Below are 21,538 nucleotides of genomic sequence, written 5' to 3'. Positions count from 1 at the left end.
GGCTCCTTTTTTATATGGAGCCTTTTTTTAATTTTTTAAGTATTCTTAAACCAAAAATTTTACGATGAAACAAATATTACAATTAAGCTTTGCATTGTTCTTTTCGAGTTTTGCATTTGGTCAGTCTTTTTATGATATCAATACTATTAACACCATAGAAATCACTTTTGAAGAGTCTAATTGGGATTATTTACTCGATCAAATGGCTCAAGCAGGCGACGAAGAAAGGTTGATGGGTAGCGTATCCATTAATGGACAAGTTTTTGACAGTGCAGGAATTAGATATAAAGGAAATAGTACCTATAGTTCTAATCAAGTTAAAAACCCGCTCAATATCAAATTAGATTATATTATTAATGATCAATCATTGGAAGGATATGGGACCTTAAAACTGGCTAATGGATTTAAAGATCCAAGTCTTGTTCGAGAAGTACTTAGCTATGAAACTGCCCGAAAATATTTCCCTGCGAGCCAATCAAATTATGCCAATGTATACATCAACGGAACCCATTTAGGCTTGTATACCAATGACCAAAGCGTAGATAAATTCTTTATGCAAAGTAATTTTGGTAGCAGAGATAACACCCGTGCAAAGGGTGAAATTACCTCAAACGGACCTCCATCGGGTGGCGTTTGGGAATATTATGGAGCAGATTCTAGCAACTATTATGGATATTACGATATGAAATCCGATTATGGTTGGGAGGAGCTTATCCAGTTTTTAGATACTCTGAACAATCACGAAGAATACGTCCATCAAGTTTTAGATATTGATCGTCACCTGTGGTTTTTAGCCTTTTCCAATCTATTGGTTAATTTAGATGGCCCTATCAATAATCCACAAAATCATTACCTCTATAAAGATGATAATGGAAGATTCAACCCTATTCCTTGGGATTTAAACGAAAGCTTTGGGGGATTTCGCTCCCACCAAACATTGGGTAATTTGAGTACTAACCAATTACAACAGTTTAGCCCATTTGCCAATATTAATGAAGATGATTTTCCAATTATCAGTAAAATTCTAAGCAATGAAACATACCGTAAAATGTATGTGGCTCACATGAAAACCATCATAGAAGAGAATTTCAGTGATGACCAATATCTTGATCGCGCACTGGAAATACAAAGTATAATTGAAGAAGATGTTCAAGCAGATCAAAATAAATTTTACTCCTATTCTGAATTTACTTCAAATCTATATAATTCTGTTGGAGGAGGTCCTAATAGCGTCATTGGAATATCACAATTAATGGATGCTCGTGTTGATTATATTTTGGGTTTATCAGATTTTCAAGCTGCTCAGCCACAAATAGCAAGTGCCTCTTATAGTCCTGAGGAGGTTTCTGCAAATTCAGAAGTCTGGTTGAGTACAGAAGTAGAACAAGCCGAACAAGTTTTTCTGGCCTATAGACAAAGTCAACTAGGAATATTTGAAAAAGTAGAAATGTTTGATGATGGAAATCATCAGGATGGCGCTGCCGGGGATGGTGTTTATGGGATATCGATTTTGGTAAGTCACAGCGATATTCAATACTATATCTATGCAGCAAATACCGATGCTGTAGCTTTTCTTCCAGTGAGAGCAGAATATGAGTTTTTCGACATCAGCGTAAATAACGATTTGGTTATTAATGAATTAATGGCTGATAATGAAAGTACCGTTGTGGATCAAAATGGAGAATATGACGATTGGATAGAATTATATAATAATAGCAATACCACTATTGAACTAGAAGGTATTTACTTAAGTGATGATGCCACAGAACCTGATATGTGGGCCTTCCCTGATACCAATATTTTAGCAGGAGATTATCTCATTATTTGGGCCGATAAAGATGAAGAGCAATCTGGCTTACATGCCGATTTAAAGCTTTCTTCTTCTGGAGAATCATTATTCCTATATGATACTGATTTAAATGTGATTGACCAAGTTACCTTCACTGAACAAAAGGCAGATACCTCCTATGGAAGATACCCCAATGGAACTGGTGATTTTGCAGAAATGATGGCTACTTTTAGTGAAGAAAATGAACCTTTAATTATGGATGTCTCAAATCTTGAAAGCTTGAATTCTGGTATTCAATTAGATCAAAATATTCCAAACCCTTTCACGCACCAAACACAAATAAATATTGAGATAGAAAAAACTGGCTATGTAAGTTTGGGTGTTTATAATATGTATGGACAACTGATAGAAACCTTAGAAGCAGGTGAAAAACAAGCTGGGAAGTATTCTTACCAATGGAATGCCGACAATAATAAAACAGGAGTTTACCTATATCAACTTCAGTTTGAAGGCCAATCCTTAGTGAAAAAAATGTTGGTGCAATAATAAGTATCTCTAATAAAGGTTTAAATTAGCACTAATGAAGAAGGCAATAAAACAAAACCCAATATTTCGAAGAACAGAAATCATACTCATCACAGTAATGTGGTTGATTATGATTTTTGCGCCCATCTTATTCCGAAACACTACGGATTCTTTAACTTGGGAAGTGGCCTTGAAACCACTTGATACCTTGGGTTTAGTTTTTTTATTATTCTTAATCAACAGATTCTTCCTAGTCCCTAAGTTATTATTCAAAAAGAAGACAATCAAATATTTTGCTTCCGTTATAGCTTTAATTGCTCTTGTTACTATAGGCTTCCAATTCTTTCTACCTAAGGATACTTTAAGGTCTAGACACGAAATGCAGAATAGCAGAAGAATGCCTCCTCCTCCAGATAGACAATTTAGTCCAAACAGAAATCAGAATCTACCTCCTATGCAAAATCTGCCGGGACAACCTTTACCTCCATTTATAAACCTCCTCATTTTTTCTTTTCTAACTATTGGTTTCGATACAGGACTTAGAGCTTCTTTTGAATGGGCAAAATCGGAAAAGGAAAAAGAGGAATTGGAAAAAGAGAATGTGGAAAACCTATTAGAAATGCTCCGTCATCAAGTAAGTCCCCACTTCTTTATGAATACTTTGAACAATATACATACCCTTATAGATATTAGTGGTGAATCAGCAAAAGATGCGGTAATGAAACTATCAAAAATGATGCGCTACCTGCTCTATGAAACTTCCAATGATACTACCACGGTACAAAAGGAAACGGAATTTATTGAAAGCTATGTGGAACTGATGAAATTAAGGGTGTCTGAGAAAGTAGATATTCAAGTGAATATGCCTAGCCATATTCCTAATAAAAATCTGCCGCCTTTACTCTTTACTTCTTTTATCGAAAATGCCTTTAAACATGGCGTGAGTTATCAAAAAGCTAGTTTTATTTATATCGATCTAAAAGTAGATGAAAATAAACTTATTCTTGAAGTAAAAAATAGCCAAGGAGCAGTTTCTAAAGACGAGGAGGGCTCTGGTATTGGACTCGAAAATGTGAAAAAAAGATTAAAACTATTGTATCAAAAGAATTTTATTTTAAATATTTCTGATACTCCAGAGCAATATGCTATTCATTTATCCATACCTTTATCGTGATGTTAAAATGCCTTGCTATAGATGACGAACCTTTGGCCCGCAAAAAAATGGCGGCCTATATCGAGAAAACTCCTTTCTTGGAGTTAGTAGATACTTGCGAAAGTGCTTTAGAAGCGCTCAATATTATCCAGAAACAAGAAATAGACCTTCTGTTGCTTGATATCAATATGCCCGATTTTAGTGGAATGGACTTTGCCAAATCATTAACTAAAGCCCCCGGAATTATCTTCACTACTGCTTATAGCGAATATGCCATTGAAGGATATAAAGTAGACGCTATTGATTATCTATTGAAACCCATAGACTATACTGCCTTCCTAAAAGCAGCAAGTAAAGCCAATCAGTTATTGAGTAAACCGAGTCCATCTTCTGAAGAATTGAGTTTCAAAGAGGAATTCCTGTTTATCAAATCGGAGCATAAAATCATTAAAATAAACCTTTGCGATATCACCTATATGGAAAGTATGCGAGAGTATGTTCGCATTCATCTGGTCAACAGGAATCCACTGATGACATTAATCAGTATGAAAAAACTGGAGGAATCTATTCCCTCAGATACCTTCATGAGAGTGCATCGTTCCTTTATAGTTAATCTTAAAAATATTACTACCATAGAACGAAATAGAATTGTTTATGACGAAAAAACTTACATTCCAGTTAGTGAGCAGTATCGTGAAGCTTTTAAAGCTTATGTAGAGCAATATTTTTTGTAAAAGAATAAATAAAACCAAGATCCCATTTTTGATGGTCAAAAAATGGTTAAAGAAAACTCTATAAACGATTTGGTTTTACTACAAAACATGCTAAAATGAGGTATAAAAACCTTTCTATATTTGCTATTAGATGGATAAATAATAATAGAAGGAACCTATAGCTGTAGACAAACCACCCCTTCCCCTAAGAATTTCCGTAGAGGAGTGCTAAATATGGAGACTCCATTTACACCAATCGCCTTTGCTTTAATTAATATCCATGCTATGTATTCAGCATTAAGAAACAAGAAATTTCAAGTCTTTTTCCTATAAAACTTATCCCTTAAACTCTAGAATTTTTTTGTAATATATCTTCACGGAGTCAATACTCCAAAGGAATATAAAATAAATTTAAAGCCCCTTGGATTTTCGAAAAGGCCATTGATCAAAAACCATTTAAAACAGAAAATCAGAGACTAATGATAAAACTTTTATCTGCAGTTTAGTTTCTAGCATTTTGTACTCTTTTTTTAAAGACTTGTATATATAACACATTAATCTGTCGATGAAATAGCTAGAACCGTCGATTGTATTTTATAAAAGAGAAAGCTCTTATTATCTTTGTGTTAGTTTGATATAATGACCTAGTTTTTACCTTATGGAAAGAGATAAAAGCGGACTAAAGCAAAAAAATTAAAATAGTAGGTTTATCTGATCAAACTGAAAATATAGAAGTCGAAATAATAATTCTTTAAAAAATAAACAAAATGGCTATTAATAACATCAGCGGATGCATAGGTTGTGGGACTTGCGTGAAAACTTGCCCCACCGATGTCATTCGTTTAAACAGCAAAGGAAAGGCTGAAATTAAATATCCTGAAGATTGTCAAATATGTCATTTATGTCGTATGTATTGCCCTGTTGATGCCATTACCATCACTCCAGAAAAATCCATACCTGTTATTGTTTCGTGGGGATAAAATGATGGAAAACAGAATAAAAATATACAACCAGATAGCTGCAGTTGCAGTGTTTATTGTCTTACCAATACTTATTTATAGCTTAGGTGATTTTCCAAGGCGTTCTCTTCTTAAAGAGGCCATATCCCTAGTCACCATTTTAGCTTTTTCTATGATGCTTATGCAATTCTTTTTATCTAGGGCTAATAAGCCTATTTTAAAGGAGCATCATATGGCGAAAGTAATAAAGTGGCATAAGGCATTAGGATATGTTTTTGTAAGTGTGTTGCTCCTACATCCATTTCTAATCGTATTGCCTCGCTATTTTGAAGCAGGAATCAGTCCGAATCGTGCTTTCCTAGAGCTATTGTCTAATATCAACCAACAAGGTTTATTATTAGGCTTAACAGCCTGGATCCTTATGCTTATCATTGGTTTAACTTCCCTATTCAGATATAAACTTCGATTAACTTATTTAACATGGCGAATGATTCATGGCTATTTATCAATAGCATTTATAATAGCAGCATCCTTGCATGTGTTAAGCATGGGCAGACATATGAACAAACCCATGTCTTGGCTTTTTATCCTATTAAGTCTATCTGCAATGATTCTATTAATGAAAACATACTTTTTCAAATCAACATCACAAAAAAACAATAACCATGTCTAAAAAAATATCACGTAAAGAATTTATTACTGTATTAGGAGCTGCTGCTGCGGGTATCACTGCGTCCACTTCATTGGGCATAAACTCAGGTTGGGCCGCAAATGAAGCAGAAATTCAACCTAATGATATGGAAAGCGAAAACTACCATGTTGATGTACTAGTTATTGGTAGCGGAATGGCTGGCTTATTTGCAGCTGTTAAATCACACGATGCAGGTGCAAAAACCATGATGGTTTCAAAAGGACGTTTAGGATCCTCAGGACAAACCCCATTTGCCAAAGGAATATTTGAATATGATGCCAAAACATCAAAATATACTATTGACCAGTTTGTTGTGTCGGTGGGCAAATCAGCCTTAGGCACTAATAATTCGGTTTATACCCGTCAAGTTGCTGAACATTCACAAGCACGAGTAAAGGAGCTCAGAGAATGGGGTTTCTTCAATTCGCCATTATATTATGAATCATTTAGCAAACCTCTTCAAGATCGGGAAATCTCTGTGATTGAGCGAGTAACAATAAGCCATCTTATCAAAGAAAATGGCAAAATTGCTGGTGCAGCAGGATTTAGTATCGACGAGAATAAAATATACTTCTTCAATGCAAAAAGTGTTATTCTTTGTACCGGTGCGGGTGGTTTTAAACCCAATGGTTTTCCTATAAACGACCTAACCCATGATGGAACCATCATGGCTTATCATATTGGCGCCAAGGTTACTGGTAAAGAGTGGAACGATGGTCATGCTGGACAATCTAAAAATGCAGCAGCATGCTATGATGGCTGGAGAGGTATGTTTGATAAAAAACCGGAAACTACTTCGGTTAGTATTCACCACGATTTAGGAATGGATATGAACTATCTGGCCTATGTAAATGGAAATCCTTTGAAAATGAGTCACCCTGGTGATATGAATAAAATGGATATTTCTGGAGGTCCTTATCGTCCCGTAGGTTTTAACCAAAATGAAAAGCAAAGAGAAAGACCCAAGGATGGACCACCACCTCGTGATGGTAAAAAAGGCAAAGGAGGTCCCCCTGGAATGGGAGGAAGTATGGTCGGAGGATCATCGGCAGGTTTGGCCATACATAAATCGGAAGGTATAGTACCTATAAATGACAAATGCGAATCGAATATTCCTGGACTATATGCTGCAGGTGATGCGCTTGGTTCTTATATGGCAGGAGCTATTTACACACAGATTGGCTCCTCTTTGGCTGGTTCGGCGGTACAAGGTGCCATTGCAGGAGAGGCGGCAGCTTTATATGCTGAAAAAGCAGATTATAAAAACATATCGCTTAGCAAAATTCAAATGATACATGATGAAATAACGGCTCCTCTAAAAAGAGAATCGGGTTATAGTCCAGCTTGGGTCACCCAAACTTTGCAGGGTATAATGATGCCTAACTTCATTCTTTATATTAAGAAAGAAAACCTAATGAAAGCAGCTTTGGCCTATATAGAGGAATTGCGTGATCACCACATGACCATGCTAAGAGCAGCAGATTTACATGAGTTGCGTCTAGCTCATGAAACTGCTAATATGATTATTAGTGCCGAAATGAAATTAAAAGCCTCTCTGATGAGAACCGAAAGTCGCTGTAGTCATTACCGTCTGGATTATCCCGACTTAGATAATGAAAACTGGCAAGCTTGGATTAATATTTATAAAGGCCAAGATGGTGATATGAAATTTGAAAAACAGGCCTTTGGTTCTTGGCCCAATGAATGAATGAAACACTCTAATTAACAGCTTTAAGAAAACCCTCTTTTCTCCTTCGGCTTACATCCAATTCTTTGCCATTTTCTAAGATTACTATTCCGCCTTCGCCTTTGATATACTTTTTCACATAACTGAGTTTGATGAGATAGGATTGGTGTATTCTATAAAAGCCTTGCGGACTAAGTATTTCATCGTATTCTTTTAAACTGCGACTTACTAGTATTTTTTGTCCATCAGACAAATGAAAGAGGGTATAATTACTATCGGCCTGGCAGTAGATGATATCGTCTACTTTCACCAATTCTAAGCCATTGGAGCTTGGTAAGGCTATCTTTTCAATATGCTGACGATTGCTTAGTAATACGTTTAATTTGCCTTCCATACTTTGTAGTTTGTCTTCCTTTTTTGATTTCTCTATGGCACGTACCAAAAGGTCTGGTTCCACAGGTTTTAGAAGATAATCTATGGCGGAAAACTTAAAAGCATCAATGGCATATTTATCGTAGGCAGACACAAAGATAATCTTGAAATGTAAGTTGGGGAGGAGTTCTAAAATATCAAAACCACTGCCATCGGGTAAATGAACGTCTAGGAAGAGTAAATCGGGTTGCAATTCTTTTATTTTTTTGAGTGCCTCTACAACACTGGCTGCATCTCCAACAATTTCTATATCTGAAGCATATTTTTCAATAGACTTCATGAGCGTATTTCTGCTTTTATTTTCGTCGTCAACAATTAGTGCTTTCATAGTTTTAATCTTTTTCAAAAGGTATAATGAGCTCAACTCTTGTTCCTTGTCCAACTCCATCTTCTCCTTTTAAATCTATTATTTTCTCATCAAAATTCACATGATTGATTTCTGATATCACTTCCATCCTCTCCTTTGTTACTTGCATTCCTAAGGATTTATAGGGTTTCATCTCTCTAGATTTCAGCTCCATAGCTTTTTCTCTACCAATACCATTGTCTTCAATGGTGCATTTAATGGATTGAGCATTTATGACTTCAAATTTCACCAAGAGTTTACCTTTCTTTCCAGTATTTTTTACCAATCCATGAATAATTGCATTTTCAATATAAGGCTGAATAAGCATGGGTGGAATATAGGTGTTTTCTATATCGATGTTTTCTTCAATGTCAATATTTGAGGTGAAGATGCCTTCGAACCTTAATTCTTCTAGCTCTAGATAGATCATCAAATTAGCTAAATCCTGATCCATACTTACAAAGGCATGACGAGAATTTTCGAGTATGCTACGCATGAGTTTAGCAAACTTTGAAAGATACATTTCAGCATGATATTGGTCATTAGAAGTAATATAGCTTTGAATGGAATTGAGGGAATTAAAAATAAAATGAGGATTCATTTGAGAACGCAGTAAACGTCCTTCTAATTCTTTACTATTTTGTTCTAATTTCGATTTAATCAGTTGATGTTTCTGTCTGATTCTGAGTAGGAAAATAGAGATAATTAATAAAACGATAACCGCTCCAGTAAATAGGATTCCGTATGTTAAAGCCCGGTTTTTTTGTTGATTAATTTCCAATTCATTCTCCACCAGTTGAGCATTTTGCTTTTGTATTTGAGCTTCTTTTTCTGCGGTATTATATTTGGTTTCTAACTCACTGATTTGCTTAAATTTTTCGGTGCTAAAAACAGAATCTTTTAAATCCATAAAAACCAATAATTGTTCATTGGCCTGTTTAAAGCTCCCCTTTTGTTGAAGGATGATGGCTTTGCTAAGCTCCACATCTACTACTTGCTGTGAGTTTTCAATTTTATTGTAAATAATAGAAGCCGAATCTATTAAGACCAGCGCTTTAGCAAATTGTTTGAGCTTAGCCAATGACAATGATTTATCGTGATAAATATTGGCTTTGGTATTGATATTATTATCACGTTGATTAGAAATAAGAGCTTGATCGTAAAAGGAAATAGATTCCTGATATTGATCTTTGGAGAAGCTTATCCGACCTAAATTATGATAAACGGTACTCAATAATCCTTGGTCATCAGTCTGTATACAAGCCTCTTTTGCCATTTTCAAATATTTTATGGAGGAATCTAGCTGATGAATAGAGTTATAACTGATGCCAATATTTACATAATTGGTGGCCAAGTTTCTTAAAATTCCTTTCGATTTTAAAAAGTCTAGGCTTTCCTTGTAAATGGATATGGCTTCATCAAATTTATCCCATTCAAAATATAAATTTGCCAGATTGCTTTTAATCAAGGTTAAACCATATTTAAAATCAATGGAATCGGCAATGCGAATGGCTTCAAGATAACATTTTATAGAGTTTTGATGGTCACCAATAAAAATATAAGCATTGGCTTTATTATTGAGCAAAATGATTTTATTCTTTGGATATTCTGAAATTCCCGATTGCTTAGCCAACTGATAATAATAGAGTGAAGAATCAATATTTCCCAAATTGAAATAGTTAATTCCAATATCTTTTAGGGCGATGAATTTTGAGTTGGGATTCATCTCGTACTTCTCTATCATCTCCTTTAATACCTCTATCGACTGCAAATGATTTCCTTGTAATGATAGTATATTTGCTTTTCTACTGAAGTATATTCTTTCTAAATCAACATCCTCTAAGCGTTCTGCATATTCTTTACATTTTTCATTATTGAAAATGGCCGAATCAAGGGAGTAAAATTTGATGAAAATTCCAGCTTTGTTACTATAGGTTCTTGCAATGGCATTACTTTGTTTTTCTTTGGAGAAAAACATCAAAGCCGAATCATAATAGCTTAATGCTTCTTGGTAAGAGGAGGATAAATGAAATGAAGCGCCTATGCTTTTGTAGGCATCAGCCATGGTATAAGTTTGGTGCTCTAATTTGGCAAATTTTAAGGCCAGTATGGCATATTTTCTAATGCTATCAGGAACTTGTTCTTCCTTTGATAAGAGATGATAGAGACTTGCTATCTCTTTTTGATGAGAAATGTTTATCAAATCAATAAGACTATCTTTTTTCGATTCATAGGAATATGATTCCTGTTGAAAAAACAAGAAAAACAAGAATATGAAAAACAAGGAAATAGGAGATCTCATAGGGCAAATCTAATTATTTTTCTAGTCATTAATATACTTTTAAATGATTCATTTTACCTAAAACACCTATGTTTAAGTCAGAAAATGACCGAATATTAATGAGATCTGACCACTTACTGGTCAATACAGACCGTTTGCTACTTTCTAAAGAATTTTGAAATAATACAGATTTCTAAAATGAGTACTCTATTTATTTATCCATACTCATATTCAGTTGTTTACCGAATAATCATTCTAGTCCACCGAATACTTTTTATGACTTTTAATCGCATTCTAGTCCACTTACTTTTGGCACCAATAATCTTAAAAACCAAAATAATGAAACTAAAATTACTATTTCTAATCTTAATCCTATTGGCAGCCATCTCTTCTTTCTCCCAAATTGATGAGTTTAGCTTTGATGGTACGCACCAATATGCCAATGCAGTAGCAAGCCATGGTAATTGGGCAGTGGTGGGTAATATGCATCAAACGGGTGAATTCCAAGGACATGACTATACCAATGCGGGGAGGGTTTCCATTTATAGAAAAGCCAATAATGGAAACTGGTCTCACTTTCAAGATATCGATGAGCCCAGCTATTTCGCCTATGATAACAACCCGGCCTCTCCAATCGGCTTGTTTTATGGTTGTGATGTGGATATTTACGAAGATCATATTATAGTTGGAGCTTATGCCTATGATTCTGATATGCAAGGTAATATTGGCCCAGATGGAATGGCTTTTATCTACGAGTATGATTCAAATGATGAGCTATGGATAAAAGTAGCTGCTTTAGCTCCAGAAATTGCAGTTTTAAACAGCTTTGGTTGGTCGGTTTCTATATCCGATAATTGGGCTGTTGTTGGAGACCCAACCGAAGAACATCCCATTAATGGTGAAGTGGATGATAGAAACAATATTGGTGCTGCCTATACTTATAAAAACAATGGAGGAGCTTGGGAATTACATTCCAAGCTGATAGCCGATAATGGATGGGGTTCTGAACAAGCAAATAGCATTGGTTCTGGCGACAATTTTGGATATGATGTGGATATTGATGGAACAACTATAGCAATTGGGGCACCAAATAGAGGAGTAGAAGGAGGAACAGAATATGGTGCCGTTTATGCTTATGAGTTTAATGGCCTAGATTGGGAAGGTGAAATGTTAATAGAAGCAGCTACTGAGAATTATTCAGATATGGGACATTCTGTTGCCATTTATGATGGAAAAATTGCAGCTGGCGCACCCTTCTCCAATGTAAATGGTAACCATTCGGGCAAGATAGCCATTTTTGAAAATGATGCAGGAATTTGGAATGATGCTGTTTATACCTTTGCATTAGATGCTAGTGAAGGCGATTATTTTGGGTTTGATATCGACATGAATGATGAAATGATTGCTGTTGGTGCAAAAGGTTTCGATGCTTCAAAAGGGAAAGTATATTTCTATGATTATAATAATGCTATGGATGAAGCAGAGGTTCAGGCCAGTGATATGGCCATTGGCGATGAATTTGGATTTGCAGTAGGTTTAAGTTTAGATAATGTGGTTATTGGAGCTTGGAAAACAGATCGAAATACTCCTAATGATGGAACAGCATATTTTTATTCTATGGCCAATGATGTTTTCGATGGAAATTGGATAGGAGTAGTATCTTCCGATTGGTTCGATCCTCTTAACTGGTTCGACAATAATATTCCAAATAGCTTGACAGATGTGCACATTCCTCAAGCAGTTCCCAATTATCCTGAGATAAATATAGCCACTGCTTTAGCCAGAAATTTAAGCATAGAAGCAGGTGCCAGCTTAACCATCGGAACGGGTTATTTGAGTGCTCTAGGAGATTTAAATAATCATGGACAATTGATAAATGATGATATTTTGCATTTAACTATTGGAGGGAATTCACTATTCGATGGAAGTGGGCAACAAGATATTGCTGCCGGAACCTATTTAGGAACTTTTCATTACGATTGTGGAGAAAACTCTGATATGCAAGGTGATGTTACTATTGGTGGTATGTTTTATCATGACAACATTAAAAAACTAAATGTTGGAAGCAATATTCTAAGCCTCGGTGAACGAATCAATGGAAGCCAAAGAAAAATAATCTTTAGTCAGAGTTCTAGTTTGCATTTATTTGGTGAAAGAGTGAGTAGCTTTTTTATGCCTACAAATGTTTCTCAATTAAATAATTTGAGTATCGATATCCCAGGAAATGAAAAGGTTTACTTAGACTCCTATATCACCATTAACGGACAATTGAGTTTATTAGATGGTGATGTATATTTAGGTTTTAGTGGAAGTTGCCAGTTAACGCTTTACAATCCAATTATAGAAGAGGAAGGTAGGCTATTTCCCCATGCTAATGGTGGAGAATGTAGTTTAGTGATCGAGGATAATGGTAAAGATGATGATGAACTATATATTCCTGCAGATTTAAGTTTATTAAACTCGTTTTGGGTGAGTAGAACTGCCCCAACCATTTTACAAGCCAACTTAGAAATAGAAGATTTATATGCTTTATTTACTGCTTCTTTTGATGTGAATGGATTTGAGGTCATTTTACAGGAAGATGCTGATATGTGGATAGGTGGAGATGCTCAGATCAATGAAGATATGGTAGGAGGAGATGGTGTCATTCATGAAATTAGTATCTCTTCTGGTAGTCCTGTATTTGATTTTGATGTAGAAGTAGATGGCGACTTTATTATTGGTGCTGGAGCCGGACAAGTGGCTATTAGTGCAGGCCGATGTATTACGGTAAATGGTAGCACCAGCATTGGAGCTAACCTAATATTACGATCAGATGCCACAGGTTCGGCATGTTTTATTGACAATGGTCCAGTGGAGTATAACTCCAAAGCAGATGCCAATATCATTGTTGAAACTTATATTCCTTCAAAAGAAGATTGGCATTATATAGCAAGCCCCATTAAAAATGCTACAGCAGAATTCTTTGCTGGAGTTTACTTGAATGCCTATAATACCGCTCAAGAATTATGGGTTCCTTTTACCAGTCTTAGCCAGGACTTAAATACCATGCAAGGCTATTCTGCTAAACTTCCCTCAGGCTTTAGTGGACAGAAGATAGAGTTCACTGGGGAGTTGAATACGGCTCAATCTGCTCCGCTTAGTATTTCTTTAAGCGATGATGGTGATGCTTATAATTTAGTTGGAAATCCATTTCCATCTACCATTGATTGGGACGATGCCAACTGGACTAAAACCAATTTGGCCAATGCTATTTATATATGGAATCCTCAAACAGGAAGCTATACCAGTTATGTAAATGGGGCAGGGGTGAACGGTGGAACTCGATACATTCCCGCCATGCAAGGATTTTTTGTGGAGGCCACAGGCGTGAGTCCATCTCTTCAGATTGATAATAATGACATCAGAAAAGTGAATGAAGCCACATTTCTAAAATCAGAAGAGGAAATAGAAAATCAAATGCGAATTCATTTGATAAATGGCAATGAAAGCGACGAAGCCATAATCAGGTTTATAGAAGGAGCCAGTAATGGTTTTGATGAAGCTTTTGATGCTCGAAAACTATTTGGAAGAAATAGCCTGCCACAGGTTTTTATTAAAAATCAAAATGGAGGAAATCAAGCCATTCAAACTTTAAACTCTATTAAAGAAACTGATTTGGTTTCCTTAGGATTAAAAATAGAGGAGGCTGGAGAATATGAATTGTTCTTCGATATGCAAAATAGCTTTAGTGAGTTTGTTCATGTCACCTTAGAAGATAAAAAGAACAAGGAGTTTATCAGTCTCGGAAACGAAACAAGCTTTTCCTTCTATTATGAAACTGAATCAGAGAATGATAGATTTGTTCTGCATTTTAAAGATATTACCAGTGTAGAAGAAATGGAAGAATTAGACCTCAATATTTATCACTCCCAAAATCAAATCTATTTCAATAATAATTCGGAGGAGTATTTCCATAGTGTTCTCATTTACAATATGGCCGGACAAGTGGTGTTGAGCCAAAAAATGAGTCCAGAAAGTCTGCAAAGTATTTCATCAGGATCTTTAAGCCATGGAAGCTATGTGTTTCAATTGATATCCGACAAAAAATCAGTGAGAAGAAAAATCCTTATTCATCAGTAGAAAAAATAAAATTATGATACGCAAATTTCAATTAGTAGTTCTGTTTGTTTTCTTAGGTTTAGGTTTAATGGCCGACCCACCAGATCCAAATGGTTCGGGTAGTGGTGATGGCGGCCCTTTGCCAGGAGGAGGTGCTCCCATTGGTGGTGGAACCTTAGTATTTATGGCTTTAGCAGCAGCATATGGTGCTAGAAAAACTTATCAGCTTAAATCCTGATTTTGATATTAATATAAGCCTAATTTATAGATTAAGAGCTCATATAACCCACAGCTCCTTTGAAATATGATCTCAAGAAATTTGATATCATGGTAAGGAAATATAAGCTCAAGTGATCAAAACCTTACTCATTCATTGAGATAGCTATTAAAATCATCTGATATAGCCCCCTATAAAGGTTGATTTTAATTAATATCTCCTTGGAGCAGGCTTATCATAAGTATTAATAATGATAGAATTCAGGTTTTAAACTCAATTTTAGTTTTTATATAAGTCCTCTTCAGAGGGCTTTTTTTATCTGAATAATGGCTTCGAATGGAAAAAGGAAATACTAAATATCTCTTACAACTTCACCCTTAAATTCCTTCAGTTTAATGAGTTTAAAGGAATGAAGCATTTTCATAATCATATAGGTGGGATCTATTTCATGCCATCTTACTCCACCAAAATTGGATCTTCCGCTATATCTGTGGTGGTTATTATGATAAGATTCTCCCATCATTAAAAAATCTAAAGGGAGGAGGTTTTTTGAAGTATCATTCACCTTAAAATTTACATAGCCATAAATATGAGCAAACCAATTGATAATAGCACCGTGAATAGGTGCCATGAGGAAGGCGAGTGGGAGGAGTAACCATTGCCACCAAGCCGTAGCGAAAAACAAGAAGAACAGGAAATATAAAGTTCCCCACAAAACTCTAGACAACATAGAACTGGCAAAATGGTCAAAGGATTTCCACTGTGGTACATTCTTTAGAAATTGATCTTCCACATAAACATCTTTCCTGTTGATGTCTTGGTAATTATCCTTAGTTCGCAACATCATCTTCATAAGGCTTTTATCGTATTTAGGAGAGTGTGGATCTTTCTCTGTATCGGCATAGGCATGGTGCATTCGGTGCATAATTCCATAGCCATAAGCACTCAAGTAACTGGAACCTTGGAATATCCAAGTCAGCACAAAGCTCACCTTCTCTGCCCTCCTCGACATTATAAAGGTTTGATGGGCCGCATAGCGATGCAGAAAAAAGGTTTGGAAAAACAATCCTCCATACCATAATACAATGAAGAACAATAAAATAGCCATTTTTATAGATTAATTGTTCTTGCAAAGATGTGATGAATTGTTATGAATAACAATGAACCTAGGTTCAGGAATACAAAGGAAAAAAACTAAAGTGATTTCTTACGAATACGACTCAAAGCCTGGGGAGTAATTCCAATATAGGAAGCAATATATTTCAAGGGAATACTTTCAAAAAGCTCTGGCCGCTGATGAAATAGATTCAGATACCTCTCCTCAGTGGATTCATTCAGTAGAGATTGTTCTCTATTCGATTTAATCAGAAATAACCTTTCGGCAGTGAGCCTACCGATGAGATTACCAATCTTTGTCTTCTTGTAGACTCTCTGCAAATCTTCATAGGAGATACTCCACACCCTACACTTACTGAGTGCTTCTAACTGATATTGTGACGGTTCTCTACTCAGAAAGGAATCGTAGGCACTAATAAACTCATATTTAAAACTAAAACCAAAGGTGATTTCCTTCTCTGGATCTTCTTTCGGGATAAATACTCTTACTATGCCCTCCTCAATAAAGGAGATATGGTTTTCTACTTTTCCAGCCTCTAAAATCAATTGTCGTTTTGCATAATCCTGCTGAAACAAACAGGAAGAGAATAAGTTCCAATCTTCATCGGAAACTTTGGCTATCTGTTCTATGTATGTTCTTAATCTGTGCATGTTTTATGACTTTGGGTTGATACAAAAATAAAGATATTTTGTTCAGTTCAATACTCCATGAGTTCAAATGGCTTAATACTTTAATGATAGAATGCTTTAATGATACAATGAATTAATGATTGACTCCTTTTGTTCATTGAATTTTTCTCTTCTTTGTGAAATAGCTATACCACAAAGGAGCCAATGGGTTTCACAAAGTGCCCAAAGAAATATGTTCAGTTTAACTGACTCTTTCTATTTCTTCAATCATCCCCTCCTTTTATCATTCATTCCCTTACATTTTCTTCAACAAATGTGATTATGTTTCAATGATAGGATAGTTTTCGCCTTCTCACATTCAATCCTTCTCTCATTTTCTTCTACAGTTGATACAATGCTTTAATGATAGAATTTTTGCTCTTTCCTTCATTCAATCATTCCCTACTTTTATCATTCATTTTCTACCATACTTCCGATAATAAAAAAAAGCAGCAAATCCACCCAACAAAGAAAATACTACTAACATCCAAAATACATGTTGATGGCCTCTTAAACCGGGTGAACTATCGAGCAAATGCCCCATAATAGGACCAATAAATATATCTGGAGCATATCCAACTAAAGAAATAAGGCCTACAGCAGTTCCTGTGAGAATGACGGGGATATTTCCCTTTTCCATAAGGGCAAAATATAAGGATCGAGCTGCATATACCCCTGTTGATAATACCAATATGGAGAGAATAAAGAGTAAGCTTACCGATGCTGTAATGAATCCCATGGCAATTGCTAAAGAGGCAAGAAGAGTAAGTCCAAAGCTGATGATAACAAGAAAAGTGCTTTCCATTCTATCTGACAAAAGACCAACTAAAACTCCAATGATCATGCGCATAAAAAGCAAGAAAGTTCCTATTTGTGCTGATTTCACATGGTCGTAAAGCATGACATCTTGTGCATAGAGAGAAATAATATCGGTCACTTTATAACCCACATAAGCACATAGAATAATCATCATCAATAACCAAACTGAAGGCAAACGTAAAACTTCTTTGATTTGGGAGATTTGGATTTTCTCTATACTTATTTCCTTTTCTATTTGACGATCGAGTTTCATGAAAAACCATACAAAAACACCCACCACAGCTACAATAATAGAAGAGTATAGGATGACTTGTTTTAGCGCTTTTCTTGTTTCTTCAGCATCTGACATTTGAATATTATCACCCAGAAGCAAAGAAAAAATAAGTAAGCCCAGCGCACCAAATAAAGCACCTACTAGTCCTCTACCACCATCTAAAAAGCCAAATGCTTTTCCTTGTGAGGTGGAACCTCCCCATACTCGTGCTGCTTTAATCATGGGAGCCCAAAACAAGAAAATAGTGGTAAATCCCCAATATGCATACAGCACTGTTAATCCAGTATATCCCGGGATTTGATAATAATAGACTCCTCCAAATGCCGTTAACCAAAGTGCAATGGCAATTAATTTTCTAGGAGGGTATTTATCGGCAAGAGGCCCACCAAAGAAGTAGGAAAAGAATGAAATTATACCTAGGATAGAAAAGCAATAGCCGAGTTCTAGGTTGCTTAAATCAAAGACTTCTAGCACTGCAGGTCGGAATACTCTAACGATGATAAAAGGAACTACAAAAACAGATTCACCAGCTAAAATGAGTAAAACGAGATAATACCATGGCGGTCTTTTTTGCTTCATTGCTATCGTTTAGGTTTTTATGCTTTCAAATATATTGATTTTGTTTTATTTGAAACAGGGTCTGTCTAAACTTTTAGACAGCTCCTGTTTAAATCAAATAGCTTTGGGGATTTAAAACCAAACCGTGGTAACAGTCTGACTTATGGTAAAACTTGTTTCTAAACTACCGCCAGAAAAAGTTCCTCCTTGATACAAACCATTTTCTTCGTCACCAGTGCAAGTACCACCGGTATATACATTATAACTTATCCCATTTTGCAAATTTGAAGATGAAAAAATAATAGAGTAATAGCTTCTTAGTGGAGCAAATGTGACTATTTGATTTCCTTCGTTGTCTTCTATGTGGATTAGGGTATTTGCACTAAGGGCTTGAGTGGTTCTCAATAGTAGAGAATTTTGATTTGAGCTGCTACTGGCTCCTTCTGTCATATTCGAACTGGTTCCTGAGATGATTAAAAAACCACCATCAATTAGTTTATCACCATTCACATCCATGCCTACTTCTGGAGCAGATTGAGGGCCATGTACTATTAATTCTCCTCCATTGATTTCAAAATCACCATTGCTATCCACAGCGTCTCCGCCAATAGCATTTATCATGGTATAACCTCCATTGATTTGTAGTAAACTACCATCATTTCCTTCACCACCATCACCAAAGGTGGCATTAAAACCATCGTCTTCACTATGCAATTCCAAATTGCCATTATTTACTGTAATATATGGAGCTTCTAATGCTTCTACAGATCCTAATACTTGCAGGTTTCCATTTTCAATGGTGATGGCTTCATCGGCTTTTATACCGTCATCGGCAGATTCAATAATGATTTCACCGTTATTGATGGTTACTTCGCTATCGCAAGTGATGGCCTTAGCTTCATCATAATCTCCGCTTCCTCCACCAGGGCCTCCTCCTCCGCCACCTTGTTGAATGACGATACTACTGCCAGTAGTGGTCACATTTACATTAGGAATATTAGTATCATCTCCGATGTTTAGGTTACCATCTATAGAAATGCCTTTTCCTCCATCGCCAGAATTAGAAAGCTCTATGTTCCCACTAAGAATTTCCATATCCCCATCTACATTAAAACAAGTTCCATGATAGGCATCATCGTCACCATCTTCATTGGTATAAAGGTCACCATCACCAGTATTAGTGATGAGGATATCAGCGTTTTCAATAAGCATATTTCCATCACATGAGAATCCTCTACCAGCCTCACCATTCGACTCTATTTCGATGAGTGCATTAGAAATACTGATTTCTGTTCCACCATCAATAGCTGTGCAATACGAAGCATCATATCCTGAACCTGAAGGTTCTAAGACAGCATCTCCAGAAGTTTCAATATTGATTTCCATATTATCAATGATTAATTCATAATCGGAAGATATGCCTTTAGATTGATCTCCTTGTATATTGAGATGAATGCTACCACCTAAGAGATACATGCTCGTATCCGATTTCATGGCTTTCACATCGTTTTGAGTGCTGGTAATATCTAAAACACCAGCTAGCATTTTGAGAATATCATTTCCGGCATCTATACCATCGCCCCCTACAGCTTCAATACTTACATCTCCTCCAGACATAAAGAAACCATTTTTTCCATGCAATCCATCTTTGGCTGCTGAATTAATAAGTATATTTCCTTCACTGATGATGAGTTCATCATCGCTTCGAATGGCATGTTGATCGGAACCCAAACTATTGACTGTTAAACTTCCTCCGCCAATAAACTCTAAATCCCCTTCACTAAATAAAGTTGCTTTTTGATCCTCCTCTTCATTATTGGCATTTACAGCGGCTGCAGCATAATCTGTTCCATCGGTCAAAATATTTGTGCTTCCATAAACCAAATTGAGTCTACATTTTTTTTCACTTTGAATATTGATGGCTGGCCAATCAGAATTATAAATATCTACTCCATTTAACAGTAAATTGAATCGTTTATCGGAATATATTTTAAACATGCCCTCCTCCGTATTTCCAGAAAGAACATAGTTGATATCTTTGGTATCGGCTTCGGTAGTTACCGTAACATCTGCTCCATTTACTTCAATATTTACTCCTAAATCCTCCATTGGGTTTATAATATTCACCGATTGTTGATCGTAGCTAATAAATATGGTGTTGTCGGTACTGATGTCGAAACTCACACTGTCAATGTCATCGGTATAGTAAGAAACTAAATCATTAATGAGTTGAAAATAAATAACATCAGAATCTTCATTAAAATACATGCTATCGGTATCTGATATCAAGTATTCATCATTATAATTCTCAGTATGAACGGTCATGGTATTTTGAGCCCATAAATTAAAATTGAGTAGGGCTAATAAGCTGATTATAAATAGTCTTCTCATAATTTAATGAATTTATAGGTTTGATTGGAAATACGAAGAAAGTAAACCCCAGTAACTAAACTTGAAATATCAATGATATCTGAAGAGGAATTTAAGCTTGATTGTAAAACCTCTATTCCATGTAATGAATAAATACTAAATATAGTTTTATCCAATGGAGCATTTAATATTTGGATAAAATCACTTGCCGGATTTGGATAAATTTCCAATGTATTAGTGAGTTCATTGATGCTGTTCACAGCAGTTGTTGTGTCGAAATATAATTTCTTAATAGATATTAGGTTTAAAGATCTGGACGATTGATCTAGCCTACTGATAACAAAGTTATTCTTAGGAAAACTTATATGATCTATTGAAGCTATATGCTCTGTTATAGTTTGTTCACTATTGGTTTCAATAATGATTTGTTGCCCAAAAGAATGTAAAAAGAATAAGCTCAAAAATAGGCTTATAAAAATGGTTTTGGTTTTCATTAAGTTTTTTTTAGTAAAAAATAGTTTTCAAAAGTATATATTAGGCAGATAATCACAGAAAGAAATCTACGAAAAGTATGGTTTTGACCTTGAAAAGCTCAATTTTATCAACGAAGCTGATAGGACAAATACATACTTTTATTTAGTCCGCGGATTATCACAAATTAAGGCGAATTTCAGACAATGGCTAGAAAAGCTGACCCTTGTCTAAAAATAAAACTGTGAAAACTAATTCAGTGAGTTTGCTTCGCTTCGGTTAGTGGAATTAGTACATAGGTTTTCTTTTTTAGTTACTAATCAGTAAGAATTACTATAGTTTAATTTTCCCTGATTTCCCCAACAGC

At 35.6% G+C, this 21,538-nt stretch carries 15 protein-coding genes; 8 read left to right on the top strand and 7 right to left on the bottom strand.

Translation table 11 applies throughout. The features are described 5' to 3' along the window. Window positions 1-64 precede the first annotated feature (64 nt). From HNS38_RS14120 to HNS38_RS14095, 6 genes are all read left to right on the top strand, one after another. Window positions 65-2,335, top strand: coding sequence for a CotH kinase family protein (locus HNS38_RS14120; protein WP_172276146.1), 2,271 nt, complete (start codon window positions 65-67; stop codon window positions 2,333-2,335). 34 nt (window positions 2,336-2,369) lie between these two features. Further along, window positions 2,370-3,488, top strand: coding sequence for a sensor histidine kinase (locus HNS38_RS14115; protein WP_172276144.1), 1,119 nt, complete (start codon window positions 2,370-2,372; stop codon window positions 3,486-3,488). Then, window positions 3,488-4,201, top strand: a complete 714-nt coding sequence (locus tag HNS38_RS14110; RefSeq protein WP_172276142.1) for a LytTR family DNA-binding domain-containing protein — start codon at window positions 3,488-3,490, stop codon at window positions 4,199-4,201. The genes HNS38_RS14115 and HNS38_RS14110 overlap by 1 nt, the downstream gene beginning before the upstream one ends. Window positions 4,202-4,947: 746 nt before the next feature. Beyond that, window positions 4,948-5,160, top strand: coding sequence for a ferredoxin family protein (locus tag HNS38_RS14105; RefSeq protein ID WP_172276140.1), 213 nt, complete (start codon window positions 4,948-4,950; stop codon window positions 5,158-5,160). A 4-nt stretch (window positions 5,161-5,164) separates the two neighbouring features. Beyond that, window positions 5,165-5,812, top strand: coding sequence for a ferric reductase-like transmembrane domain-containing protein (locus HNS38_RS14100; protein WP_172276138.1), 648 nt, complete (start codon window positions 5,165-5,167; stop codon window positions 5,810-5,812). Then, entirely contained in the window at window positions 5,805-7,538 is a 1,734-nt protein-coding gene (locus tag HNS38_RS14095) for an FAD-binding protein (RefSeq protein WP_172276136.1), read from the top strand. The genes HNS38_RS14100 and HNS38_RS14095 overlap by 8 nt, the downstream gene beginning before the upstream one ends. 10 nt (window positions 7,539-7,548) lie before the next feature. On the opposite strand, the gene HNS38_RS14090 is transcribed toward HNS38_RS14095, so the two are convergent. Together HNS38_RS14090 and HNS38_RS14085 are read right to left on the bottom strand one after the other, a co-directional pair. After that, complete coding sequence (locus HNS38_RS14090; protein WP_172276134.1) at window positions 7,549-8,277, bottom strand: LytTR family DNA-binding domain-containing protein; 729 nt, start codon at window positions 8,275-8,277, stop codon at window positions 7,549-7,551. 4 nt (window positions 8,278-8,281) lie between these two features. Continuing rightward, window positions 8,282-10,597, bottom strand: a complete 2,316-nt coding sequence (locus HNS38_RS14085) for a tetratricopeptide repeat protein (protein ID WP_172346631.1) — start codon at window positions 10,595-10,597, stop codon at window positions 8,282-8,284. A gap of 318 nt (window positions 10,598-10,915) precedes the next feature. Here HNS38_RS14085 and HNS38_RS14080 point away from each other — a divergent pair, with 318 nt between their 5' ends. Beyond that, window positions 10,916-14,698: a T9SS type A sorting domain-containing protein gene (locus tag HNS38_RS14080; protein WP_172276130.1), complete on the top strand. Its 3,783-nt coding sequence runs from the start codon at window positions 10,916-10,918 to the stop codon at window positions 14,696-14,698. A gap of 13 nt (window positions 14,699-14,711) precedes the next feature. Continuing rightward, window positions 14,712-14,915, top strand: a complete 204-nt coding sequence (locus HNS38_RS14075) for a hypothetical protein (protein WP_172276128.1) — start codon at window positions 14,712-14,714, stop codon at window positions 14,913-14,915. A 331-nt stretch (window positions 14,916-15,246) separates the two neighbouring features. Here HNS38_RS14075 and HNS38_RS14070 read toward each other — a convergent pair whose 3' ends face one another. The 5 genes from HNS38_RS14070 to HNS38_RS14050 all read right to left on the bottom strand — a co-directional run bounded on the left by HNS38_RS14070 (window position 15,247) and on the right by HNS38_RS14050 (window position 21,194). Next, a complete protein-coding gene (locus tag HNS38_RS14070) occupies window positions 15,247-16,002 on the bottom strand; it encodes an acyl-CoA desaturase (RefSeq protein ID WP_172276126.1) in 756 nt (251 codons plus the stop codon). 86 nt (window positions 16,003-16,088) lie between these two features. Next, window positions 16,089-16,661, bottom strand: a complete 573-nt coding sequence (locus HNS38_RS14065) for a Crp/Fnr family transcriptional regulator (protein ID WP_172346630.1) — start codon at window positions 16,659-16,661, stop codon at window positions 16,089-16,091. Between the two features lie 433 nt (window positions 16,662-17,094). Then, a complete protein-coding gene (locus HNS38_RS14060; RefSeq protein ID WP_172276122.1) occupies window positions 17,095-18,351 on the bottom strand; it encodes a nitrate/nitrite transporter in 1,257 nt (418 codons plus the stop codon). 111 nt (window positions 18,352-18,462) lie between these two features. Next, on the bottom strand, window positions 18,463-20,721 hold the full coding sequence (locus HNS38_RS14055) for a carbohydrate-binding domain-containing protein (RefSeq protein WP_172276120.1): 2,259 nt from the start codon (window positions 20,719-20,721) through the stop codon (window positions 18,463-18,465). Next, on the bottom strand, window positions 20,718-21,194 hold the full coding sequence (locus HNS38_RS14050; protein ID WP_172276118.1) for a T9SS type A sorting domain-containing protein: 477 nt from the start codon (window positions 21,192-21,194) through the stop codon (window positions 20,718-20,720). The genes HNS38_RS14055 and HNS38_RS14050 overlap by 4 nt, the downstream gene beginning before the upstream one ends. Window positions 21,195-21,538 lie beyond the last annotated feature (344 nt).

The sequence above is a fragment of the Lentimicrobium sp. L6 genome (genome assembly GCF_013166655.1).
GTDB lineage: Bacteria > Bacteroidota > Bacteroidia > Bacteroidales > UBA12170 > UBA12170.
This window is presented reverse-complemented; position numbering and strand designations above follow the sequence as displayed.